Genomic DNA, 23,761 nt, shown 5'->3' with positions numbered 1-23,761 from the left:
CTTAATATAGTGATAGAGAGGATTTAATATACACAAGGTAAAATTAAATTAAGGAGGCTAGTAATGGAGTCAAAATATATGGTTGTAATATCTTTTGATGCCGTATCATCAGAAGATGTAGAAGTTTTGAAGAATTTACCTAACTTTAAAAAGCTAATAGATAATGGTTCATGGATTAAAAGGGTGGATTCTATTTATCCAACATTAACATATCCAGCCCATACAACAATAGTTACAGGGAAATATCCCAATAATCATAGGATCATTGATAATACTGTATTTAAAGTAGGAGATTTTATACCAAACTGGTATTGGTATAGAAATAAAATTAAGGGGGAGACCCTATATGATTTGGCTATGGAAAATGGATTAACTACATGTTCTCTTTTATGGCCAGTAACAGGTAAAGCAAAAATAACCTATAATATGCCAGAAATTTTTGCAGTGAAACCTTACCAACATCAATTATTTATGTCAGCTGGTGCAGGATCACTAGGATTTCAATTAGATATAAATAAAAGGTTTGGCAATCTTAGAAAAGGAATAGAGCAACCTTACTTAGATAACTTTGTTATAGAAGCTGCAAAGTATACAATAAAGAAATATGCTCCTAATTTAATGTTAATTCACTTTACAGATGTGGATACAAATAGGCATCATTATGGATATAGAAATAATGTTATTGACGATGCTTTTATTAGGCATGATAAAAGGTTAGGAGAAATAATTGATGCATTAAAAGAACGTGGGATTTATGATGAATGCACTATAGTAGCTCTTGGTGACCATAGTCATTTAGATGCATCAAAGGTTATTAAGCTTAATGCTTTATTTAGAAAAGAAGGTTTAATTAAAATAAATGAAAAAGGTAAGGTTTTAGATTATAAGAGCATTTGTAAAAGTTTAGATGGGTCATGTTATATATACCTAAAAGATAAAAATGATACTGAAACCATAGAAAAGATCAAATCACTAATTGTAAATTTACCTATAGATTTTATTTTAGAGGGTAAAGAAATAAGAGATGCAGGCGGTGATGAAGAGGCAAGTCTTATGATAGAGGCAAGTCTTGATTATTATTTTGTTGATGATATCTACGGTGAGGTAATTGATGAAATAAAGGATGAAGAAGTGGGAGTAAAACCTCATAGGCATAAGGCAACTCATGGATATTCACCAAAGAAAGAAAATTACACTACATTTTTTATAGGTTCAGGAAGAGGATTTAAAAAGGGAGTAGTTATTGATAAAGGAAACCTTATAAATCATGGACCAACTTTAGCGAAGATTTTAGGGTTAAAATTTAAAGACATCGATGGAGAGGCAGTTGAAGAAATCCTTAATATTTAAGAGGGGTGTTTTATGAAAGGATTAAGTAAAGAAGAGCTAAGCTGGGCCCTGTATGACTGGGGAAACTCTGCGTATTCAATGACTATTACTTCAACTATATTGCCCATTTACTTTAAGATGGTTGCAGAAAATGGTGGGATGAGTTCGTCTAATTCTACTGCGCTTTGGGGATATACAATTTCAATTTCTACCTTATTTGTATCACTTATTGCGCCAGTTCTAGGTACAATTGCAGACTACAAAGGTTATAAAAAGAAATTTTTTAAGTTCTTCTGTGGCATTGGAATTTTTGCAACTATTATGTTAGCATTAGTGCCAGCTGATATGCCAATGCTATTGTTAGTAAACCATGGATTCACTGTTTTGGGATTTTCAGGAGCAAATGTCTTCTATGATTCATTTCTTGTGGATGCTACTTCAACTGAACGTATGGACAAAGTATCTTCTGCTGGATTTGCTCTTGGATATATAGGAAGTACAATACCTTTCATAATCTCCATAGTTATAGTTATGCTTACTCAAAACGGAATATTGGGTATTTCAATATCTTTAGCTTGTAAAATAGCATTTTTAATTACAGCTTTATGGTGGGGTAGTTTTACTATTCCATTATTAAAGAATGTAAATCAAAAATACTACATAGAAAAGGAACCAAATCCAGTTAAGAATTCTTTTGTGAGGATTGGAAGAACCTTTAAAGATATTAGAGCTCATAGAAAAATATTTACATTCTTAATTGCTTACTTCTTTTATATAGATGGTGTTGATACAATTATAGGTATGGCAACATCATATGGTACCGATCTTGGAATATCAATGACCTCACTATTAGTTATTCTCTTATTAACGCAGTTTGTAGCTTTTCCATTTACAATTCTTTATGGGAGACTTGCAGAAAAGTTTGGTGGAAAGAAAATGCTATATGTTGGAATTATAACATATGTTATTATTTCAATATATGCGTACTTCCTAAAAACTACTTTAGATTTCTGGATACTTGCAATGGCTGTTGGTTCGGCACAAGGAGGTATTCAAGCAATATCAAGAAGCTATTTTGCAAAACTTGTTCCAAAAGAAAAATCAAATGAGTTCTTTGGATTCTATAATATATTTGGTAAGTTTGCTGCTATTATGGGACCGTTTTTAGTTGGAATAGTTACTCAAATCACAGGCCAATCAAATAAAGGAATTATTAGTTTGATAGTTCTATTTGCTATTGGAGGATTTATATTAACAAGAGCAAAGGAAGATGATGTAACTGCAGAAGTTACTGAGCTTGTTAGCGAGAGTATGTAGTTCAGTAAGGATTGAAAATAAATAAAGAAACTGCCAAATTGCAGTTTCTTTTAATTTTATAGTAAATATATAGGTTGTTTTGTATAATAAGGATGAAGAGAGGAGGGAAAAAATGAATAAAAGGTATAAATGGATAAGTATTATTTCTATTTCTTTAGTCTTAGTACTGTCTTTCTATAATTTGAAGTCTATTGAAAATGATACAAAGATAGTTGATGGGAAATTTTGTGAGTACTTAGATAATGCATCTAAGAGCTTAGTATATAATAAACAGGATATTAATGATGAAGATATGCTTACTATTAATAATTCTGTAGTAAAAAACTTATTTGCTGCATTAGAAATTTATGATTCTACATCATACAAAAGTATTTTTGGTGAGGATTTGAAAGATTGTATTGTTAGTCTTGAAGTTGCTATGAATGATTCAGAATCAAATACAACTATATTATATAGAGATAGACAAAAGGTTCTTGATAGTTTTAGTTATGTAGTTAGTGACGTTATTAAAAATGAAAAGAATATTAACCATATTACTGGTTTTTTAGATGTTATGAAAGGATTGTAAGATAGCAATCCTTTCATTTATCTTAAAAGTGACTTAAGTAATTGTTAAAAGTGACTTTGAGTTATTTCCATATCCTCACAATAAAAGTAGAATATACTTAAGGAAGTAACATTAAAATTCTAAATAAAAAAGTAATAAATAACTCTTTACGAGGTTATTTATAAAATGTATAATGGTTTTAAAGTTGCTATAGTAATATTTACTAATTTGGAGGGGAAAAGAATGAAGCTAGAAGTGAAAAACATAAAGAAGACTTTTGGTGAAACAGAAGTACTTCATGGAATTTCATTTTCTATATCAAGTGGAAAAGCTTTAGGGCTACTTGGTAGAAATGGAGCAGGTAAGACAACAACAATTAGAATTCTAATGGATGTTTTTAAAGCCAATGAAGGGGAAATCACAATTGACGGTAAAAAGTTTAACCCTAAAGATTTTCAAATAGGTTATTTACCAGAAGAAAGAGGTTTATATCCTAAGAAAAAAGTAATCGATCAGCTAATGTATTTAGGAAACTTAAGAGGGATATCTTTAAAGGAAGCAAAAGCAAATGGAAAGTTTTGGCTTAAGAGATTAGGAATTGAAGAATATGAAAATAGGTTGTTAGAAACTCTTTCAAAGGGTAACCAACAAAAGGTTCAATTAGCACAAACTTTAGTTTGTAATCCTGAAATTGTAATCTTAGATGAACCTTTTAGTGGTTTAGACCCAGTTAATGCACAAATTCTTAAGGACGTAGTAACAGATCTTATTGAAGATGGAAAGCTTGTAATATTCTCAAGTCACCAAATGAATTATGTTGAAGAGTTTTGCGAAGATATAGCTATCATTAATAAAGGTGATGTTGTATTAAGTGGAAATCTTAAAGATATAAAGAAGGATTTTGGTAAAAATAAGCTTATGTTAAGTGCTAATAACTATTCTCCTATAGAACTAAAAGAAAAGTGTGAAGAATACTTTGGAGATATAATAAGAGTAGATGAAGTTATGAAAGAATTTGTAATTTTAGAGCTTAAAGAATCTAGAAGCAAAAATGATTTATTGTCTGAAATTATAAAGAGTGATATTGATGTAGAAAAGTTTGGGGAATATGAACCATCCTTAAATGATATATTTGTACTTAAGGCAGGTGACGAATAATGAAGGGATTTTTATCTGTACTAAGATTTGAATTAACTAATTATTTCAAGAATAAAGGATATCTTATAACAACAGGAATAATTGCAGCAGTTTTAATAGTTGGATTAAGCTTACCATCATTTTTTGATATGTCAGGTTTATTTGGTGGTGATGACAAAAAGACCGAATCAAGTGAATCTGTTAGTGATGAAGAAAAGAAAAACTTTATAATCTTTGATAAAGAAAATATAATTAAAGATGTTAAAGGACTAGAGAATATATTTATTAGTTCAAGTTGGAAAGTTGCTACTAATGAGCAAGAGGTAAAGGATGCTGTAAATAATGAGGAAGTTGAAGCAGGATTTATCTTAAGTTCACCAACAAGCTATAAATATATAGTTCAAAATAGTAGCTTTAGTGATGGAAATCAACAGATGTTTGATTCATATTTATCTAGATTAAATAGAGAAAATTATTTTAGCGATAAAGGTATAGATGTTAATGAAATAGATGCTTTATATAATACTCAAATAAATTCAGAGGTTGAATTGCTAGGTAAAGATACAGTAAGTAACTTTGCTTATACTTATGGATTAATATTTGTTTTATATTTTATGATTATTTACTATGGCCAATTAATAGCTGTATCTGTTACAACTGAAAAGAGTAATAGAGCTATGGAAATACTAGTAACTAGTGCAAGTAGCAATGCATTAATTTTTGGTAAAGTACTAGCTGCTACAATTGCAAGTTTGGCGCAAGTAGGTGTAATATTAGCTTCTGCTTTAGTAACTTATAAAGTTAATAGTGCAGCATGGGGAGGAAAGCTTGATTTCATATTCAATATTTCAGGTGAAACTCTAGCCACATTTGCTATATTTGGATTACTTGGATATCTATTCTATGCATTTATATTTGGTTCATTAGGAGCATTAGTTTCTAAGACAGAGGATATTGGTAAAAGTGCATCTCCTGTTACAATGATATTTGTAGTTGTTTTTATGGCTGTAATGTTTGGTTTAAGCAATCCAGAGTCAATGCTTATGAGGGTATTATCATATGTACCATTTAGTTCTTGTATGGCTATGTTCGTAAGAGTTGCAATGGGAAGTGTTAAAGCTATAGAAGTAGTAATTTCATTATTAATATTAGCTGTTTCAACAGGACTTGTTGGAGTTTTAGGCGCTAAGATTTATAGAATGGGAACATTAAGATATGGTAATCCAGTAAAACTTACAAATGCCTTGAAATCATTAAGAAAAGATGGGTAATTAATTGAAAAAGATAATTTAATTAAAAGAATTAAGGAGAGAAATTGTAAATGCAATTTCTCTTTTTTTGTTTGAAAAGTTTAAAAACTAGTACAAATCATAAAAAGAGGTTATTTACAGAAAAAGTAAGTGTTGTTAGTATATAGGTAAATGATATAAGTTCAAAACTTCCAATATTTAGGATGCTTGTGAAGCATGGGAAATAAAATTTTATCAAAAAGAGAGGTTGAGAGATATGAGAAAAAAGAAGCTACGAGGAATGTTGGCGGTAATATTGGGTTTTGTTATTATTGGTAGCAATGCAAGTGTGGCGTTAGCCAAAAATGGTGACAATTTAATTGAAATTTCAGGAACCTATTCAACAGGGAATAGCAAGCAGTGGCAGTCTTTAGATAAAAGTTACTTTAAGGATGCTAATGGAGAAAAGGGAGACACTGAAATTGTAATAGATCCCTCAGTAAAGTATCAACAATATCAAGGAATAGGTATTTCTTTAGATGAAACAAGTGTATCTAATTTATGGAAGATGCCAGAAGATAAACGCGAAGAAATAATTAAAAAATTAGTTAGTCCTACAGAGGGTGCAGGTTTAGATCAATTTAGAATTACTATTGGTAGTCCTGATTGTATTGAGCATATTCCCTTCTGGTCATATGATGAATTACCACAAGGTGTAGAAGAGGATTTTGACCTAGAATATTTCTCTATAGAAAAGGATTACAAATATCATCTAGTGGATGTGGCAAAACTAATCTTAAAGTATAATCCAGATGCTAAATTCTTTGGATCTGCATGGAGTGCTCCAGCTTGGATGACAACTTCAGGTACTTTTACAGGATTTGTTGAGAAAAATCCAGATGGAAGTCATAGACAAGCTTCTGCTTTAAGAGATGATTGCATTAATGTTTTTGCAAGATATTATGCTAAATTTATAAAGGCATATGAAGCTGAAGGAATTGAAATAGATGCTATAACTTTATTAAATGAACCAGGTATGGATGTAGTATATCCTGCAATGGATATAAGTATTGAGCAACAACAAAAGTTGGCTATTGAAATTAAAAAAGTATTTAAGGATGAAAATATTGATACTAAATTGTGGATGCATGATTTTAACTTCTGGGATTGGAAAGATCCAAATAGCACAGAAACTAAAAATTATTATCGTATTTTCGAAGGTGAAAACGGAGAAGCTACTTATGAAGCAGCAGATGGTATAGGATTCCATCCATATTGGGGAGACCCAGAAGTAATGTTAGATACTTACAATGAAACTGGTAAACCTGTATATTTAACAGAAGCAGGGGGAATGGGTCCAGGAACAATATTGGATTATTTCAAGTTAAATTGTAGTTCTTATACTGGATGGACACAAATGACAGACCAAAATGGTGGAACATTACATTGGACTGATAGTAGAAGTGAAAACTTAGGTGATTCACCAGACAAATGGTATGCAGTAGGAGCATCAGAAGGAGCAAAATGGCGTAATAGGTTAGTTACAATAAATACAGATACTAAGGATGCCACTTATAGTGCAAATTTATATTCTATAGGGCAAATGTCAAGATATTTAGATTACGGAGCTCAAAGAATAAAATCATCTGAAACTATAGAAGGTATTACAAATGTTGTGTATATCAATAAAGAAGACAATGATTCTAAAGAATATGTTATGATATTAAATAATAAAGGTGAAGAAAAGAATGTAGATTTAGTACTTGATGATAAAGTTGCTAATGTAAAGGTTCCTAACGGATTTACTACTTATACTTGGGAGGTAGAAGATAGTACTGAAGAAGTTACTGTAAACAAGGATGATTTAAATAATACAATAAATAAAGCAGAAAAAATAGACATATCTAAATATACAGATGAATCAGCAGCTAAACTTAAGGATGCTTTAAATAAAGCTAAGAAAGTTTTAGAAAATGAAGAGTCTACTCAAACAGATATTGATAATGCTAATAATGATTTATTAAAAGCAATTGATGAATTGAAGTTAAAAGATTCAGAAGCGCCAAAGGAACCATCAACTTCTAGTCCTGTAAAGACAGGAGATGTTGCATCAATTGGTCTTATTGCATTAACAATGCTTGGAAGTGGTATAGCTATACGTAAATTAAAACGTAAATAAATATATTATTAATTCAGTAAAACTAGAAAAGTATTTTATAAAAAGAAGTTGCTAAGAGCAACTTCTTTTTATATTTCAGATAAGGATTCAGATGCTTTTACTACAGCTTCCATAGCACTTTCTATTTTTTCTTTACCTTCATCATTAGCCTGTGCATGTGCTTCTGTTAAATTAGCTTCAATAGAGCTAAGTTTATTTTTTGCTGAATTTATACTAGAATTTTTTTTACTCAAATTAATCACTCCTTACAGGATTATATTTTCCTATAGATAAAAATCTAATTCATATTTATAAGTAAAACTAAGTATGTTATAATATTAACAACTTAGTTAAGAGAAAAATCTTTTAGGTGAGTTGAAATTTTGAATAATATCTAACAGAAAAGAGCAATCTAATCTGAAAGAGGCCAAAATTATTATAAGACTTACTTAGCTTTGCTAGGTTTATTTTGCGTAAATTTTTAGAGGTCTCTATTAAAGAGACCTCTTTTTGCATTATAGGAGGTATAAAAATGGCGAGAATAGCTGTAATCGGATGTATTTTAGAGGACCCAAGAGAATGTCAAAGTGAATTTAATGATGTTGTAGCATCATTTAGAGGTAGTATGAAAGGTAGAATGGGCATTCCATTTGAAGGTGAAATATCAGTAATATCTTTAACAGTTGTTGGAGAGGTTGATGATATAAATACTTTAACAGGAAAGCTTGGTAATATTTCAGGAGTTACTGTAAAAACAGCAATTGCTAAAAAGGAGATTTAAAGTGAATATTAGAGACATTATTGATAAGTTATACAATGAAAACAATGCCTCTAGGGAAGAGCTTATTTATCTATTAGATAATCTAGATGAAGAGTCTAAATCTTATCTAATAGATAAGGCTCATGATACTAGAATGAAAACATACGGAGATAAGGTTTATATGAGAGGCCTTATTGAGTTTACTAATTACTGCAAAAGAAATTGTGAGTATTGCGGAATTAGAAGAGGAAATAAAGAAGCTGATAGATATAGGCTTTCTGTAGAGGAAATATTATTATGTGCAGAAATAGGGGACAAGCTTGGTTATAAAACCTATGTTCTTCAAGGTGGAGAAGATGATTATTTTACAGATGATATAATGGTTGAAATAATAACTAAGATTAAGGAAAGATTCCCCAATAATGCAATTACTCTTTCTTTAGGTGAAAGAAGTTATGAATCTTATGAAAGAATGTTTAAAGCAGGTGCAGATAGATATCTTTTAAGACATGAAACTGCAACTAAAGAACTATATAAAAAATTACATCCAGGAGCTAGTTTTGAAAATAGAAGAGAGTGTTTATTAAATCTTAGGAAGATAGGATACCAAATAGGAGCAGGATTTATGGTAGGACTACCTAACCAAACTACAGAAGATTTAGTAAATGACTTACTTTATATAAAAGAGTTAACACCAGAAATGTGTGGGATAGGACCTTTTATACCTCATAAAGACACAAGTTTAAAGGATGAAAAAGGTGGTACTTTAGAAGACACAATAACTATTTTGGCCATAGTTAGATTACTTCTACCAAATGTTTTATTACCTGCAACAACTGCATTAGGAAGTATAAATCCAATAGGAAGAGAACTTGGTATTAAGGCAGGTGCAAACGTAGTTATGCCTAATCTTTCTCCAACAGATGTTAGGGACAAGTATTCTCTTTATGATGGTAAAATTTGTACTGGTGATGAAGCAGCAGAATGTAGAATGTGCATTGAAGGGAGAATTAATAGAGCAGGATTTCAGATTGAGATTGGTCGTGGAGATAATATTCAATGGGTTAAGGAGGAAAAAATATGTTTATAAATAAGGACTACATTGAAAGACTTCTAGATGAATCAAAAAATGCCACTAAAGAACAAATACAAGAGGTGTTAGAAAAAGCTAAGAGAAAAGAAGGACTAAAGCATAGGGACATAGCACTTCTACTTCAAATAGAGGATAAAGATCAAATTGAAGAAATGTATGAAATAGCTGGACAAATTAAAAAAGATATATACGGAAAAAGAATAGTTATGTTTGCTCCACTTTATGTAAGTGATTATTGTGTAAATAACTGTGTTTATTGCGGATATCATAGATGTAATAGCTTTAAAAGAAGAAAGCTTACCCAAGAAGAGGTGGCACAGGAAGTAAGAATACTTGAAAAAATGGGACATAAGAGGCTAGCATTAGAACTTGGGGAAGATCCAGTAAATGCTCCTATTGAATATGTTCTAGAGACCTTGAAAACTATTTACAATACACAAAGGGATAATGGGGAAATCAGAAGAGTAAATGTTAATATTGCAGCTACTACAGTTGAGGAGTATAAAATGCTTAAGGAAGCAGGTATTGGAACTTATATTCTATTCCAAGAAACTTATCATAAACCTACTTATGAAAAAGTACATCCCAATTGCTTAAAAAGTAATTATGAATATCATTTGACAGCTTTTGATAGAGCAATGGAAGGTGGAATAGATGATGTAGGGGCAGGAGTTTTATTTGGATTAGCTGATCCTAAATTCGAGGTTCTTGGTCTTATGATTCATAATGAACACCTAGAAGAGAAGTATGGTGTAGGATTCCATACAATCTCAGTTCCTAGACTTAGACCAGCAGAAGGTGTATCGTTAGAAAATTTCCCTCATTTAGTAGATGATGAAACCTTTAAGAAGATAGTGGCAATAATTAGAATTGCAGTACCTTTTACAGGAATGATTATATCTACAAGAGAAGATGCTGAGATGAGAAGAGATTTATTAAAGCATGGTATATCACAAATGAGTGCAGGTTCAAGCACAGGAGTTGGGGGATATAAGGAAAGGGAAGAAGAAAAGGAAATTACACAATTTAAGCTTTCAGATGAAAGAAGTCCTTTAGAAATATTAAAGGAATTAATGGACGATGGTTATATTCCAAGTTACTGCACAGCTTGCTATAGAAGAGGAAGAACTGGTGATAGATTTATGGAACTTGCAAAATCAGGGGAAATTCAATATTGCTGTGAGCCTAATGCATTATCTACTTTAATGGAATATGCATTAGATTATGGTGATGATGAGTTTAAGAACAAAGCAGAAGCTTTAGTTAGAAGAGAAGCAGAAAAAATAAATAAAAAAGAGACTAGAGATTTTGTAATAAGAAATATAGATAGATTAAAAAATGGTGAAAGAGATCTGTATATTTAGGAGGAACTATGAACAATACACCTAGAGGAAATAGAAAGCATGTAGTTCTATATGGAAAAACTAATTCTGGAAAGTCATCTCTTTTTAATAAGCTTTGTAACTCTAATATTTCAATAGTGTCTGAAAGAGAAGGCACAACAACAGATCCAGTTAGTAAAGGGGTAGAGCTTATTCCAGTAGGACCAGTTTTATATATTGATACAGCTGGTCTTGAAGATAATACTGTCCTTGGGGATTTAAGAGTAAATAAGACCTTAGAGTTACTAAAAAGAACAGATATTGCTCTTTACATTATTGATGGGAAGGATAAAGATTTATCCTCATTTAATAAAATGAAAAAAGAGTTTAAGAAATATAATATTCCTTATTTACTTGTAATAAATAAAGTAGATATCTTAGAAAATGATGAGATAAAAGAGATAAAAAAAGATTATCAAAATGGAATATTTATATCTGCTAAAGATGATAGTGGTATAGAAGAAGTTAAAGAAAAGCTTATTAAGCTAATAGAAAAAGAAGAGGAAGAATTACCTTTAATAGGGGATTTACTACCATATGGTTCAAAGGTTATTTTAGTTGTTCCTATAGATTCAGAAGCACCTAAGGGAAGGTTAATACTTCCACAAGTTCAATGCATAAGAGATTGCTTAGACCATGGTATAAAGAGTTATGTTGTAAGGGATACAGAATTAGAAGAGGCATTAGAAGAGATAAAAGATGTTGATTTAGTAATAACAGACTCTCAAGCTTTTAAGTTTGTAGATGAAATTGTTCCTAAAGATATAATGCTTACAAGTTTTTCTATGCTTTTTGCAAGACAGAAAGGAGATATAAATGAATTTATCAATGGAGTATGGGGAGTAAGAAATCTTAAACCAGGTGATAAAGTGCTTATTTCTGAAAGCTGTAGCCATAATGTCTCCCATGAAGACATAGGAAGAGTAAAAATTCCAACACTATTAGAAAAGTATGTAGGTGGTAAATTAGATTTTGAATTTAAAATAGGATATGATTTTGCAGAGGATATAGGGGATTATAAGCTAATAATACACTGTGGTGGGTGTATGGTTAATAGGAAGACAATTTTAAATAGAATTAATTTATGTAAAGAAAGAAAAGTATATATTACTAATTATGGGGTTTTACTTTCATTTCTTACTAATACCTTAGAAAGAAGCAAAGTGATTTTTAATTAATAAAGGAGTAGCTAATGCAACTTAATAGTATTTGCATTAGCTATTTTTTATGCTTTAGGAAATTATAGATTCAATTAAATTGTGGATAACTTCAACAATTTAGCGATACATTAGTTCATTTCTTCCTAAAGAATAAAAAATAAAATTATATGCGCCTGGTCTTTTGCTCACATGCGTTTCCAAAAGCCAGAGTGCGCTGAAAAAAATCGACGGCTCCACAGTCGCCTTGGCGATTTTTTTATATGTAAATATTTGTAATATTAATGTAATTAATGCAGCAAAGTGTTGTAATATATAGGAAGCATTACAAATTTGATAATGTTTTTTCTTTATTTGTATAGATAATAGTGGAAAGGTATACAAAAAAGTGTTTTAATGTAATTAGGGTTATTAATATTTAGAGGTGATTAATATGGATAAAAGTGTAAGAGATTGTATAAGAGATGGGGAATTATTTAGGCCTGGAGATCCAGAAATGTATAAAGATATGTGTAATGCACGTAATATACTTTATGAGTTTAATGCAAGAAATGCTTTAAATGTTGGACGAAACGAGCCTATGTTAAAGAAGCTATTTAAAGAGAGTGGGGATGTACATATATTACCACCATTTAATTGTGAGTATGGTAAAAATATTTCTTTTGGCAATACTTGCTTTGTGAATTTTGATTGCATTTTTTTAGATACAGCTCCAATAAATATTGGAAATCATGTTTTATTTGGGCCAAGAGTTACCTTAATTACAGTTGGTCACCCTGTTGATCCTGATTGGAGAAATGAAGGAGATATGTATGCTTTTCCTATAAATATAGAGGATAATGTATGGATAGGAGCAGGAGTAATAATTAATCCTGGGGTAACAATTGGAAAGAATACTGTAATTGGTTCAGGAAGTGTAGTTACAAAAGACATTCCATCAGGAGTTGTTGCTGTGGGTAATCCTTGTAGAGTTCTTAGAGAAATAAATGAAGAAGATAAGGTTAGATATTTTAAAGATAAGAGAAGATAATAACTTAGATAAATAGGATAAGAAAGATAATGAGGAAACACCACTGTTGATGGTGTTTCTCTTAATGTATAAAAAGCATTGTGGGTAATTATGTGGGGGATAAAATGAAAAAGATACTAATAATTGAAGATGACAGAGCATTAAATAAAGGAATTACTTTTAATTTAAAAGAAGAAGGTTTTGATGTAAAGGGAGTATATTCACTTTTTGAAGGAAGATTAGAGATAGAAAAGGACTATGACTTAATAATTTTAGATGTTAATCTTCCAGATGGAAGTGGCTTTGATTTATGTAGTGAGATCAGATTAAAGAACAAAAATACTGCAATTATATTTTTAAGTGCTTGTGATATGGAGTTTGATATAGTTAATGGTTTTAAACTTGGAGCAGATGATTATATAACTAAGCCCTTTAGTTTAAGTATTATGAAGGAAAGGGTACAAGCTGTACTAAGAAGGTATGAAGGAAATAAAAAAACTTATATTTATAAGATTAATAATTTAGAGATTGATTTTGATAAATTTATACTTAATAAAAATGGAGAGAGAGTTGATATTACTCCAACAGAGTTTAAGCTTTTAAGGGTTTTTGTTAATTCAAAAGGAAAAGTTCTTACAAGAAATAATCTTTTAGAGGAGCTGTGGGATAAAGATCAGAACTTTATTGATGAACATGCCCTAACAGTAAATATAAATAGATTGAGAAGCAAAATTGAAAGTAAGGATGATGGAGTGAAGTATATAAAGACAATATATGGTATAGGTTATATGTGGATTGGAGAGGATGCATAAAATGAAATTTTTTTCCAAAAAGCTAATGTATATTTATATATCCATTTCTGCCTTCATGTTACTTATAGGATATTGTTTTATGTTGGACAAAGAAAATGAATACTTAATGATTGTGTTTGCCATAAATGTTTTTATTTCACTTATAACAGTCTTAAGTACTTTTATGTCCATAAAGATAAGCATAGTTAAAGCATCAGATAAAAGGTGTGATTTTTTAGAAGAAGTAATGGATAAGAAGATGGATGCTAAATTTAATATTACAGAGGATACAATCTCCTCAAGGGAAGACAATAAACTAAAGGAATTAATATCCATACTTCAATCTGAAAAGAATAAATATGAGGAAGAAAAGAGTAGAATTCAATCCTTTATTACTGATTTGTCACATCAAGTAAAAACCCCTTTAACCAATATTTCTATGTATAATTCTACTTTAATAGAAAAGAACTTAGACGCAAATCAAAGTAGGGAGTTTTTATTATTAATGGATGGCCAAATTAATAAGTTAAAGTGGCTTATTGATGGACTTATAAAAATATCTAGGCTTGAAAGTGAGCTGATTTCATTAAGTGAAGGGGAGTATTTTATTGAAGAGGTTTTAGCATTAGCCTTAAGCGGAGTTTTTTCTGAAGGAGATAAGAAGAATATTTCCATAGAGGTGGAATGTGATAGAACTATTAAAGGAATATTCGATTTAAAGTGGACATCTGAAGCTTTACTTAATTTAATTGAAAATGCAATTAAGTATTCTAACAAAGGAAGTAATATTAAAGTTAAGGTAATTCCCTTAGATATGTTTGTTAGAATTGATATAATTGATGAAGGAATTGGAATACATAAGAATGAGATAAACAACATATTTAAAAGATTTTATAGAAGTGAAGATGTTAAGGAAGTTAAGGGCCTTGGTGTTGGTTTATATTTAGCTAGGGAGATAGTATACAAGGAAGGTGGATATATTAAGGTATCATCCCAAAAGGGAGTAGGATCTACTTTTTCAGTATTTTTGTTAAAAAAATAGTAAGTTTAAAGAGGTGTTTATCACCTCTTATTTTACTGTCTAGTAAATTATAAAATTTCAATTAGCTATAAATCAAAGGTATTATTACATTTTCATATTAAAAAATATAAAATAAAGGATAGTAATTTTATAATTTCCTTACCTTTAGTACGCGTGGGGTGAATATTTGTTTCCATGTGACTTGGAGCTTGCGACGGAACAAGGGAAATAAATATCCGCCACACCTTTTTTATAAAAGTAACAAAAGTGTGATATTTAATTTTATTTTGAGATTAGAATGTTATTTTCATTTTATAGAATATAAATGAGGGGAAAAGTTATGATAGAGGCAATTGGTTTAAAAAAGTATTTTGGTAGTGGAGAAAAATTAGTAAAAGCAGTAGATAACATTAGTTTAGAAATAAAGAAGGGAGAGTTTGTAGCAATTATAGGTTCTTCAGGCAGTGGTAAAACTACTTTACTTCATATTTTAGGTGGGTTAACTAGGCCAGATGAGGGAAGGGTAGTAATTGATGGTGAGGATATTTATTCTTTAGATGAAGATAGGCTTACTGTTTTTAGGAGAAGACAAATAGGATTTATATTTCAAAATTATAGCTTAATTAATGTGCTAAAGGTCTATGACAACATCGTTTTGCCAATAGAACTTGATGGACTTAAAGTAAATAGGGAGTATATTGATGAAATTATAAAGACTCTAGGACTTGAAAATAGAATCAACTTTTTACCTTCACAGCTTTCAGGAGGGCAGCAGCAAAGAGTTGCAATAGCAAGGGCTTTAGCTTCAAAACCAGCTTTAATTTTAGCTGATGAACCAACAGGTAATTTAGATTCTAAGATGAGCCAAGAAGTAGTTGGCTTATTAAGGTATTCAGCTCAGAAATATAATCAAACTATTGTAATGATAACTCATAATGAAGATATATCTCAGTTAGCTCATAGAACCATAAGAATAGAAGATGGAAAAATAGTAGAGGATTAAAATATGATTGATAGCAAGAATAGAAAGATTTTATTTAAGTTATGTAATGAAATATCTCGTAATTGTAAGATGAGAAATATATTTTTAACCTTAGCAATTATGTTTTCTACTTCTCTTATAATGGTTACTTTTATTATCGGTTACAATGCTAAAGAAACTATTAAGTTTTATGAAAGCCAAGAATATATACAAGGAGATATTGATGGAGATGTAAATGAATTCATAAATGGAGGGAATATATCTTATGAAGTTTCAAAGGTTAAGAACATAACCTTTACTACCCAAGATATATATAATGGTTTAAATAACCAAACTTTAATATATGAAAAAGATGGAATAGTCCTAAAGAAAACTTCATCACCAGAGTTTTTTAAAAAGGAAGGAATAAATCTTTTGGTAGGAGACTTTCCCAAAAACTCAAATGACCTATTGTTAAGTTATGAGGCGTATAACACCTTAAAGGGGGTAAAAGTAGGAAGTAAGATTAATGTGGGTGTAATGCTTGACGAAAATGGAAGTGTTATACAGAGCAGTACATTTAATGTTGTAGGTATTATTAAAGATAGTAATGATGAATTAAGTATATATTCTGGTAATATGACAATGCTTACAAATTGTACTATGGCAATTACCTTTCTAATAATCTTAATATCCTTTGCATCATATCTCATAATATACACTATTTTATATATTCATGTAATTACAGAAAGAAGTACTTATAAATTATTAAGAATTGTTGGAATGAAAGGCAAGAATGTAAGAAAACTATTATTCTATCAAGGAATGAAGTGTAGCATTATAGGAATTCCTTTAGGGATAGCAATTGCATACTTAATAAGTAATTTTATATGTAAAGATGTAGTTGATATTACTGGTTATACATTAATAGGAGAAGTGAGGTACCCCTACTTTTTAATAGCATTAACCTTAGTTGTTATTACTATGATAATTAATTTTAGTAGTAGTAAACCATCTGATACAGTTGAAAATATAAAATTTGACTACAGTGATAGCTCTCAAACTTTAGATAAAAGTAGGAGTATTTCTTTAACAAATGGAAGAATTAGATTAAAAGATATTGCTATTTCTAATATACTTAGTAATAAAAATAGAAGTATATTAACTATAGGATCTATTATTTTTGCATCAATAATTATAATATTTGCAATTAATGCCTATTTGTCTTTGGATGTAGAGAAGTGTTTAAGTATGTTTTTTAATCAAAATGCAGATGGATTTTCTAGTATAAGTATTAGAAGTGATATTATAAAATTTCAAAATGGTGTTGCTAAAATAGGATTAATAATATCCATAATCATAGAAATTATAGCTATTTTAAATATTACTAATAGTACTTTGACAAGCCTTATATCAAGAAGAGTAGAATTTGAAACCTTAATGGCAATAGGTATGCACAGGAGAGATGTTAAAAAGCTAGTTGTTATGGAAGGGTACTATACATTTGTTATATCTTCTGTACCAATACTTATATTTGGACCCTATATAGGAAGTTATATTATTATGTTAGTTCCCTATAATGTTGTTATTAGTGCTGTGAATATTTTTATACCTTTAATATTTTCATTAGTGTTAGGTTTAATAATAAATGTTACAGTTCCGTATTTATCTTATTTATTTTTATCTAAGAGAAACTTTTTTTATGACACAGATATATAAACTTTAAAGGGGGAGAAAAAATGGGAATGTTAAGATATGCTTTATTAAATATAAAGAAAGATTTAAAAGATAATTCTATTTATGTATTTGCTATAGTAATTTCATTTATTACTGTGTTAATGGTATTAAATTGTTTTACAAATGCTACTTATTTTGAAGGCGTAGATACTGTAGTTATTAATGAAAGCCAAAATGAAATAGTTCAACTTGATACTAAGTTGCAATTTTTTATAGAGGAACCTACCTTGCTTCATGGACAAAACTTCTTAATCTTATTTTTAGTGGTTTTAGTATTTACTTATTTTTGTAATTCATATTTTATAAAGAATAAGGGCAAAGAGTTTGCCTTCTTTACATTAAATGGTGCAACTCTTGGAGATAGAATAAAGTATATAATGTTTGAAAATAGTATATTCTTTCTTATAGGAGGGGCTATAGGAACAGTACTTGGATTTATATTTGTTCCTTTAAGTAACATTTTAATGTATAGCATTTCAGGACATTGGGGAGATATTTGGACTATTAATTTTTACATGTTTAAGTATACTTTACTAGTGTTTTTATTCGAATTTGGATTATTAGCTCTTTTAAACTTAGGTGATGTTTATAGAAGAGAGCCTGTTGAATTATTAAATCTTAATAATAATAAGTCTCAAATAGATTTAAGACATGTTAAAGTTCCTAATATAATTTTTGTAATTTTATTTTTAATGCCAATTATATTTGCAATTTTTTGGGGAAATACTCAAGGTGCTGAATATGCTGTATATGTCCTATCCTTCGGTGGATTATTTGGATTATATGGAATTATAAAATATTTTGTTCCAAGCATAGGGAAAAAGCTTAGCAGAATGAGTTTTACTTATAAAGGGTTAAGAAAAATTTATATAGGAAACTTTATAAGCACTTTAAGAGGCTCGTTATATTTCATACTAGGTTTAGTGTTATCTCTTCTTTATTACAGCATGATTACTGTAAGATATAGTATAGTAGAGGGTGCTATATCAAGTTCTCTTTATTGTTATGTTATAACAAGTATGCTAGTTGGATTAGCCCTACTTTATAAAACCATTGTGGAGTGGGAAAGAAAGATAAAGGAATATAGACAATTAAAAATTCTTGGTTATAGTAAAGAGGAAATTATAAATATTATATATAAAGAAAATATACTTTTCTTTGGAGTAGGTTTAATGCTACCTGTTATACTACTTTTATCAAACTTTATTGTATATATAATAGCAGGTTATTTTACACCACTATTCTCAGTATTTCTAATTATAAGTGCTGTTGGCCCTATAACTCTTATAGGTATTCTAGCTACAATTAGAAATAAGAATAAAATTATAAAAGAAATATATCCAGTAGAATAAATATTTAAGAAAGAGAAATTGCATTTATTTGCAGTTTCTCTTTTAATTATTATTTATATAGAGCTATAATTATCTTGGGTGATTGTATGGAATTCTTAAAGAAAAAAGCGATAGATCTTAAAAGTAATATAAAAGCACTGTATCTAGTTTATAGGAAAAAGGAAGTTCCTATAATGGCTAAAGTAATGGCTATTATAGTGGTTGGGTATGCACTAAGCCCAATAGATTTTATTCCTGACTTTATTCCTATATTAGGATACATAGATGATTTAATCTTATTACCTCTTGGAATTTATTTATGCCTTAAGCTTATTCCAAAGGATTTATTTGAAGAATGTAAAAAGGAATCTGAGAATTTATTTAAAGAGGGAAAGCCTAAAAATTATGTAGCTGGTGGCATTATAGTTTTTATATGGATTATGATTGTTATAGTTATTGTAAAGCACTTTTTTTAGCTACTTAGTTAAAATATTTTTTGCTTTTATAAATACTCCTTGATAAGTAGGAGCAATATATCTTTCCTTTGGCTTTATATCTTCTACTGCTCTAATATATTGGGCTACTATAGAAGAAAAATTTGAAGAAGAAGTTATTTTAAAGTATCTAAATTGATTCTTTTCTAACTTTCTAATTTTATTTTTAAAATATGATTTTACCTTCATCCATTCAAATTGTTTACTTATATTTTTTTCATTAAAGCCTGTAGAGTAGGCACCTGGTTCTATTAAAATTACAGGAATATTAACCTTATTTAATTCTTTAAGCTCCATATTTAATGCGGGAACTATACTTTCTAGGGCAAATTTGCTACTACAATAAGGAGATAAAAACGGAATAGGAGAACGTCCAGCAAGGGATGATAAAAATATAATTCTTCCTTCCCTTTTAGAAATCATATCTTTTAAAACCTCTTGAGTTAATTCAATGGCAGAGAAAACATTAGTTTCAAAGACATTTCTATATTTATTAACATCAATTTCACAAACAGAGCCTGAATCACCTATAGCAGCATTATTAATAAGGACATCTAAGTTAAGCTTTCTTACTTTATGTCTATCATCCGGGTTTCTAATATCTAATTTAAATGCATACATAGGGAGACACCACTTTTTATTTAATTTATTTAAGTGGTCAGCTTGTTCCTGAGTATGAGTAGTTGCATATACAAAATGTCCTCTATTTGCTAGTGCAATTGCAGCCTTTCTTCCAAGACCAGATCCACATCCAGTTATAAGTATGTTTTTCATTATATCTCACCTCTTATAAGTATTTTTTCACTTAAGGAAATAATAATGATAGGAAATATAATGAAACTAAATAGAGTATAACTTGAGAATACTCCTTCTCTTATGTATACTAATAGAGGAAAACGTAAGATGAGAGGAGAAAAAATGAGGAGTAAATCATTAAAAACAGTTACGGTTCTAACTGTATTAACTTATATAGTATTAAATATGGCTCACCCAGTAACGCCAATGTTTATAACTCAAAATAAATTACCTTCATATTTATTTGGAGTTTTTTTTGCAGCTATGTCTATAGGGAATTTTATTTTTTCACCAATTTGGGGAAAGTTATCTGATAAAGGTGGAAGAATTAAATTCATGATTTTAGGTATTTTGGGATATGGGATATCTCAAGTAGGTTTTGGATTTAGTAGTAATCCAGTAATTATTGTTTTTTGGAGATTTATAGGTGGAGCATCAGTTATAAGTTTTTTAACAGTAATTCTTGCTTATATTGCTGATATTACAGATGAAGAGGGAAGATTAAAAGGTATGACATATTATGCTGCTGCATCAACTTTTGGTGGAGCTATAGGGTCTCTTCTAGGTGGAGTAATAGGAAATAATAATTATAAAATAACCTTTTCTGTACAATTTATTTTAAGTATAGTTATATGCATACTATTTTATTTTTTCTTAGAAGAAACTGTTACTAAGAAAAATATAGATAAAGTAGAAAAGGAAAAAGCATATACTAAGTCTATAAATGTACTTAATCCCAAAGTTATTTTTATAATGAGTCAGGTGGTAGTATTTTTCTTTGCTGTAACTAGTTACAATTCAAGCATTAACTACTATATAGAGTCAGTACTATCACTTCCACCAACAATTAATGGTATATTCTTAGCTATAGCTGGAATATTTGGATTCTTAACTAATATATTCTTTACAGGAAAGCTTGCAAAAAGGTTTGGAGAGGTAAAAGCCTTAAGAATTTCAGGAATTTCAATGGCTTTATGTATAGGAGGAGCAACATTATTTAATTTAGTTCCTTTATTCTTCCTATTTATTTTATTATTTGTAGGAAGTTCTGCTGTTTATCAACCTATGCTTCAAAATATTATTTCAAAGGTATCCAATAAGGATAATGGAAAGATAGCTGGAATACAAAATTCAGCAAGAGCAATTGGAATGATAATTGGCTCATTATACTCAGGATTTATATTTGCTTATGGAAGTAAGTTACCATTCTTAACTGCCTCAATAGTTATTCTAATAGGATACTTAATATTTAAATTTGGTTATAAAAAGTATGAGATAATTTAATTAATAGATGAGATGAAAACTATTAAATCAATGATAATAATTTTATAGTTTCCTTACATTCAGTATGAGGGGAGTGGATATTTGTTTTGCTGTGACTTGGAGCCTTGTGACGGAACAAACCAAATAAATATCTACTTCTCTTTTTCATTGTAACAAAATTGTTATATTTTGTTTTGAATTTGAGATTAGATTGTGATTTTTCTTTTATAAAATATAGTTAGGGAGGGTAAGAATGGGGCTTTTAAAATACCCACGTATTATAGAAAAGAAATTTATGGAGGGATATAAATGGGAAAAATAATCGAAGCTAAAAATGTAATTAAGGAGTATGGAAGTTTTAAGAATCCATTCCAAGCCTTAAAGGGGATTAATCTTGATATTGAAGAAGGAGAGTTTCTTGCTATAATGGGACCTTCTGGTTCTGGTAAAACAACTCTTTTAAATTTATTAGCCACAATTGACCAAGCAACTAGAGGAAAAATATATATTGATGGTAAGTATATTAGATCTTATACAGAAAAGCAATTGAGCCTTTTAAGAAGAGAGTATATTTCGTTTATATTCCAAGAGTGTAATCTACTAGACAATTTAACCATAAGGGATAATATAACATCTCCATTAATAATTATGGGAGCTGAAAAGGAAGAATGCGATAAAAGGGTAGAATCTGTTTCTAAAAGGTTAGGAATTAATACTATACTGGATAAATATCCTTCAGAATGTTCAGGAGGACAAAAACAAAGAGTAGCAGCATGTAGAGCTTTAATTACTAATCCTAAAATTATAGTAGCAGATGAACCTACAGGTGCATTAGATACAAAGAATTCTGATGAGTTATTATCAATATTAAGAAAATTAAATGAAGAAGATAATATTACAATAGTAATGGTTACTCATGATCCATATATAGCAAGTTTCTCTAGTAGGGTAATAATGATAAGAGATGGACTATTAGATACAACAATAGAGAATAAGGACCATAATCAAACTAGATTTTATAATAGTATATTAAAAGAGTCTGCAAGACAGACAATTTTTAAAGATGAAGAGTCGGCTTTATCTATTGATGATTATGAAGAACTGCTTAATGAAAACAAGAGGTTAAAAAAGAAAATCATAGAACTAGAATATAAAGAAAAGTTAAATTCAATATAATATAAAGATAAGAAGTAATAGAAGCTTAAGGCTTTTATTACTTCTTTCTTTCTAAAATTAGTGAAAAGTAAAGAAATAAGATGATTTAGAGAGAATAAGTTTGGAAATTAAATAATTTGATTGTCAAACTAATTGATTTTATTAAAGGTATCATTTATACTATCTGTAACACTATGAAAAATGGAGGAATTAATAGTGAGTATTAAAATATATACAGATTCAGCAAGTGATCTACCTTTAAATATAGTTAAGGAAAATGATATTGGTTTAGTTTGTTTAACAGTAAATATTAAAGGTGAATTTTTAGAAGATGATTTAGGACAAACTATAAAGTATGATGATTTTTATAAATCTTTAAGAGAAGGTGAATTAACATCAACTGCACAAGTTAATGTATTTACTTTTGAAGAAGCCTTTAAGAAAGAACTAGAAAAAGGAAATGACATAATTTATATATCCTTAGCTAGCGAACTTAGTGGGACATATAATAGTGCAAGGATAGCAAGAGAAAATCTTTTAGAGTCATATAAAGATAGAAGAATCGAAGTCATTGATTCTAAGGGGGTAACTTTAGGGCAAGGTTTATTAGTTTATTATGCAAATGAGCTAAAAAAGAGTGGGAAAAATATAGATGAAATTGTAAAGTGGATAGTAGATAATAGAACTAAAGTACAATATGCTATTATTCTTGATGATCTTCAGCATTTAAAAAGAGGGGGAAGAATATCTGGAACAACTGCAGCAATTGGGGGGTTACTTGGGGTAAAGCCTACACTAAAAGTTACTAAAGAGGGTAGAGTTGTGCCTGGAGTTAAGTTAAAGGGAAGAAAGAAAGCAATAAATTATTTATTAAATGAGATAGAAGAGAAAGCTGTTAACTTAGAAGAACAGATAGTATTTATTGCCCATTCAGACTGTGAAGAAGACGCTAATGCCTTAAGAGAAAAGGTAATTGAGAGATACAAATTTAAGGATGTAATCTTAAATAATATAGGCCCTGTTATTGGTACACATGCTGGTCCAGATGCATTAGCCGTAATATTTATTGGAAATGAAAGAGAGTAGTTAAAAGGA

General features: G+C 29.5%; 22 protein-coding genes. 20 read left to right on the top strand and 2 right to left on the bottom strand.

What is annotated here, in order from left to right; translation table 11 throughout:
* Nucleotides 1-63: 63 nt before the first annotated feature.
* From I4V16_RS02960 to I4V16_RS02935, 6 genes are all read left to right on the top strand, one after another.
* Entirely contained in the window at nt 64-1,350 is a 1,287-nt protein-coding gene (locus tag I4V16_RS02960) for an ectonucleotide pyrophosphatase/phosphodiesterase (RefSeq protein WP_195966507.1), read from the top strand.
* 12 nt (nt 1,351-1,362) lie between these two features.
* Nucleotides 1,363-2,646 carry an MFS transporter gene (locus I4V16_RS02955; protein WP_195617256.1) on the top strand — a complete coding sequence of 428 codons (1,284 nt, stop codon included), beginning with the start codon at nt 1,363-1,365 and terminating at the stop codon, nt 2,644-2,646.
* Between the two features lie 112 nt (nt 2,647-2,758).
* Nucleotides 2,759-3,214, top strand: coding sequence for a hypothetical protein (locus I4V16_RS02950; protein WP_195617257.1), 456 nt, complete (start codon nt 2,759-2,761; stop codon nt 3,212-3,214).
* Between the two features lie 222 nt (nt 3,215-3,436).
* Nucleotides 3,437-4,351, top strand: coding sequence for an ATP-binding cassette domain-containing protein (locus I4V16_RS02945; protein WP_195617258.1), 915 nt, complete (start codon nt 3,437-3,439; stop codon nt 4,349-4,351).
* The gene (locus I4V16_RS02940; protein ID WP_195617259.1) at nt 4,351-5,601 is read left to right on the top strand and encodes an ABC transporter permease; all 1,251 of its coding nucleotides are present in this window, start codon (nt 4,351-4,353) and stop codon (nt 5,599-5,601) included. The genes I4V16_RS02945 and I4V16_RS02940 overlap by 1 nt, the downstream gene beginning before the upstream one ends.
* Before the next feature lie 235 nt (nt 5,602-5,836).
* A complete protein-coding gene (locus tag I4V16_RS02935; protein ID WP_195617260.1) occupies nt 5,837-7,738 on the top strand; it encodes an FIVAR domain-containing protein in 1,902 nt (633 codons plus the stop codon).
* A gap of 68 nt (nt 7,739-7,806) precedes the next feature.
* On the opposite strand, the gene I4V16_RS02930 is transcribed toward I4V16_RS02935, so the two are convergent.
* Complete coding sequence (locus tag I4V16_RS02930) at nt 7,807-7,971, bottom strand: hypothetical protein (RefSeq protein WP_153246624.1); 165 nt, start codon at nt 7,969-7,971, stop codon at nt 7,807-7,809.
* 278 nt (nt 7,972-8,249) lie between these two features.
* Between I4V16_RS02930 and I4V16_RS02925 the strand changes: the two genes are divergently transcribed.
* The 11 genes from I4V16_RS02925 to I4V16_RS02875 all read left to right on the top strand — a co-directional run bounded on the left by I4V16_RS02925 (nt 8,250) and on the right by I4V16_RS02875 (nt 19,435).
* On the top strand, nt 8,250-8,498 hold the full coding sequence (locus tag I4V16_RS02925; protein ID WP_027098321.1) for a TM1266 family iron-only hydrogenase system putative regulator: 249 nt from the start codon (nt 8,250-8,252) through the stop codon (nt 8,496-8,498).
* 7 nt (nt 8,499-8,505) lie between these two features.
* Nucleotides 8,506-9,567: a [FeFe] hydrogenase H-cluster radical SAM maturase HydE gene (gene hydE / locus I4V16_RS02920; protein ID WP_195617262.1), complete on the top strand. Its 1,062-nt coding sequence runs from the start codon at nt 8,506-8,508 to the stop codon at nt 9,565-9,567.
* Nucleotides 9,558-10,934, top strand: coding sequence for a [FeFe] hydrogenase H-cluster radical SAM maturase HydG (hydG, locus tag I4V16_RS02915; protein ID WP_049178725.1), 1,377 nt, complete (start codon nt 9,558-9,560; stop codon nt 10,932-10,934). Before hydE ends, hydG begins: the two co-directional genes overlap by 10 nt.
* An 8-nt stretch (nt 10,935-10,942) precedes the next feature.
* Complete coding sequence (hydF, locus tag I4V16_RS02910) at nt 10,943-12,130, top strand: [FeFe] hydrogenase H-cluster maturation GTPase HydF (protein WP_195617261.1); 1,188 nt, start codon at nt 10,943-10,945, stop codon at nt 12,128-12,130.
* Between the two features lie 412 nt (nt 12,131-12,542).
* A complete protein-coding gene (locus I4V16_RS02905; RefSeq protein WP_049180316.1) occupies nt 12,543-13,139 on the top strand; it encodes a sugar O-acetyltransferase in 597 nt (198 codons plus the stop codon).
* 104 nt (nt 13,140-13,243) lie between these two features.
* Nucleotides 13,244-13,930, top strand: coding sequence for a response regulator transcription factor (locus I4V16_RS02900; protein ID WP_049180314.1), 687 nt, complete (start codon nt 13,244-13,246; stop codon nt 13,928-13,930).
* Nucleotides 13,931-14,009: 79 nt separating this feature from the next.
* The gene (locus I4V16_RS02895; protein WP_161799098.1) at nt 14,010-14,951 is read left to right on the top strand and encodes a HAMP domain-containing sensor histidine kinase; all 942 of its coding nucleotides are present in this window, start codon (nt 14,010-14,012) and stop codon (nt 14,949-14,951) included.
* Between the two features lie 319 nt (nt 14,952-15,270).
* Nucleotides 15,271-15,933: an ABC transporter ATP-binding protein gene (locus tag I4V16_RS02890; RefSeq protein WP_195966506.1), complete on the top strand. Its 663-nt coding sequence runs from the start codon at nt 15,271-15,273 to the stop codon at nt 15,931-15,933.
* 3 nt (nt 15,934-15,936) lie between these two features.
* Entirely contained in the window at nt 15,937-17,610 is a 1,674-nt protein-coding gene (locus tag I4V16_RS02885; protein ID WP_195966505.1) for an ABC transporter permease, read from the top strand.
* Nucleotides 17,611-17,630: 20 nt separating this feature from the next.
* Complete coding sequence (locus I4V16_RS02880; protein ID WP_195966504.1) at nt 17,631-18,980, top strand: FtsX-like permease family protein; 1,350 nt, start codon at nt 17,631-17,633, stop codon at nt 18,978-18,980.
* A gap of 173 nt (nt 18,981-19,153) precedes the next feature.
* Nucleotides 19,154-19,435, top strand: coding sequence for a YkvA family protein (locus tag I4V16_RS02875; protein WP_347707993.1), 282 nt, complete (start codon nt 19,154-19,156; stop codon nt 19,433-19,435).
* Here I4V16_RS02875 and I4V16_RS02870 read toward each other — a convergent pair whose 3' ends face one another.
* Nucleotides 19,436-20,227, bottom strand: a complete 792-nt coding sequence (locus I4V16_RS02870) for an SDR family NAD(P)-dependent oxidoreductase (protein WP_195966502.1) — start codon at nt 20,225-20,227, stop codon at nt 19,436-19,438.
* Between the two features lie 144 nt (nt 20,228-20,371).
* Between I4V16_RS02870 and I4V16_RS02865 the strand changes: the two genes are divergently transcribed.
* From I4V16_RS02865 to I4V16_RS02855, 3 genes are all read left to right on the top strand, one after another.
* A complete protein-coding gene (locus tag I4V16_RS02865) occupies nt 20,372-21,532 on the top strand; it encodes an MFS transporter (RefSeq protein WP_065423180.1) in 1,161 nt (386 codons plus the stop codon).
* Nucleotides 21,533-21,820: 288 nt separating this feature from the next.
* Nucleotides 21,821-22,687: an ABC transporter ATP-binding protein gene (locus I4V16_RS02860; RefSeq protein ID WP_195966501.1), complete on the top strand. Its 867-nt coding sequence runs from the start codon at nt 21,821-21,823 to the stop codon at nt 22,685-22,687.
* Nucleotides 22,688-22,882: 195 nt separating this feature from the next.
* On the top strand, nt 22,883-23,752 hold the full coding sequence (locus tag I4V16_RS02855) for a DegV family protein (protein WP_049178243.1): 870 nt from the start codon (nt 22,883-22,885) through the stop codon (nt 23,750-23,752).
* The last annotated feature ends 9 nt before the right edge of the window (nt 23,753-23,761 follow it).

Source organism: Clostridium sp. 1001283B150210_160208_E6 (assembly GCF_015669365.1).
In the GTDB taxonomy this organism is placed as follows: Bacteria; Bacillota; Clostridia; order Clostridiales; family Clostridiaceae; genus Clostridium; species Clostridium paraputrificum.
Note: the sequence above shows the minus strand (reverse complement) of the source record. Positions and strands in the feature narration are given on the sequence as shown.

What these genes read in the sequence shown, in the direction of transcription:
- hydG (WP_049178725.1), top strand. Translation starts at nt 9,558, where the DNA reads ATGTTTATAAATAAGGACTACATTGAAAGACTTCTAGATGAATCAAAA.
- I4V16_RS02860 (WP_195966501.1), top strand. Translation starts at nt 21,821, where the DNA reads ATGGGAAAAATAATCGAAGCTAAAAATGTAATTAAGGAGTATGGAAGT.
- I4V16_RS02895 (WP_161799098.1), top strand. Translation starts at nt 14,010, where the DNA reads ATGTTGGACAAAGAAAATGAATACTTAATGATTGTGTTTGCCATAAAT.
- I4V16_RS02935 (WP_195617260.1), top strand. Translation starts at nt 5,837, where the DNA reads ATGAGAAAAAAGAAGCTACGAGGAATGTTGGCGGTAATATTGGGTTTT.
- I4V16_RS02875 (WP_347707993.1), top strand. Translation starts at nt 19,154, where the DNA reads ATGGCTAAAGTAATGGCTATTATAGTGGTTGGGTATGCACTAAGCCCA.
- I4V16_RS02960 (WP_195966507.1), top strand. Translation starts at nt 64, where the DNA reads ATGGAGTCAAAATATATGGTTGTAATATCTTTTGATGCCGTATCATCA.
- I4V16_RS02900 (WP_049180314.1), top strand. Translation starts at nt 13,244, where the DNA reads ATGAAAAAGATACTAATAATTGAAGATGACAGAGCATTAAATAAAGGA.
- I4V16_RS02945 (WP_195617258.1), top strand. Translation starts at nt 3,437, where the DNA reads ATGAAGCTAGAAGTGAAAAACATAAAGAAGACTTTTGGTGAAACAGAA.
- I4V16_RS02955 (WP_195617256.1), top strand. Translation starts at nt 1,363, where the DNA reads ATGAAAGGATTAAGTAAAGAAGAGCTAAGCTGGGCCCTGTATGACTGG.
- I4V16_RS02940 (WP_195617259.1), top strand. Translation starts at nt 4,351, where the DNA reads ATGAAGGGATTTTTATCTGTACTAAGATTTGAATTAACTAATTATTTC.
- hydF (WP_195617261.1), top strand. Translation starts at nt 10,943, where the DNA reads ATGAACAATACACCTAGAGGAAATAGAAAGCATGTAGTTCTATATGGA.
- I4V16_RS02865 (WP_065423180.1), top strand. Translation starts at nt 20,372, where the DNA reads ATGAGGAGTAAATCATTAAAAACAGTTACGGTTCTAACTGTATTAACT.
- I4V16_RS02885 (WP_195966505.1), top strand. Translation starts at nt 15,937, where the DNA reads ATGATTGATAGCAAGAATAGAAAGATTTTATTTAAGTTATGTAATGAA.
- I4V16_RS02905 (WP_049180316.1), top strand. Translation starts at nt 12,543, where the DNA reads ATGGATAAAAGTGTAAGAGATTGTATAAGAGATGGGGAATTATTTAGG.
- I4V16_RS02950 (WP_195617257.1), top strand. Translation starts at nt 2,759, where the DNA reads ATGAATAAAAGGTATAAATGGATAAGTATTATTTCTATTTCTTTAGTC.
- I4V16_RS02890 (WP_195966506.1), top strand. Translation starts at nt 15,271, where the DNA reads ATGATAGAGGCAATTGGTTTAAAAAAGTATTTTGGTAGTGGAGAAAAA.
- I4V16_RS02870 (WP_195966502.1), bottom strand. Translation starts at nt 20,227, where the DNA reads ATGAAAAACATACTTATAACTGGATGTGGATCTGGTCTTGGAAGAAAG.
- I4V16_RS02925 (WP_027098321.1), top strand. Translation starts at nt 8,250, where the DNA reads ATGGCGAGAATAGCTGTAATCGGATGTATTTTAGAGGACCCAAGAGAA.
- I4V16_RS02880 (WP_195966504.1), top strand. Translation starts at nt 17,631, where the DNA reads ATGGGAATGTTAAGATATGCTTTATTAAATATAAAGAAAGATTTAAAA.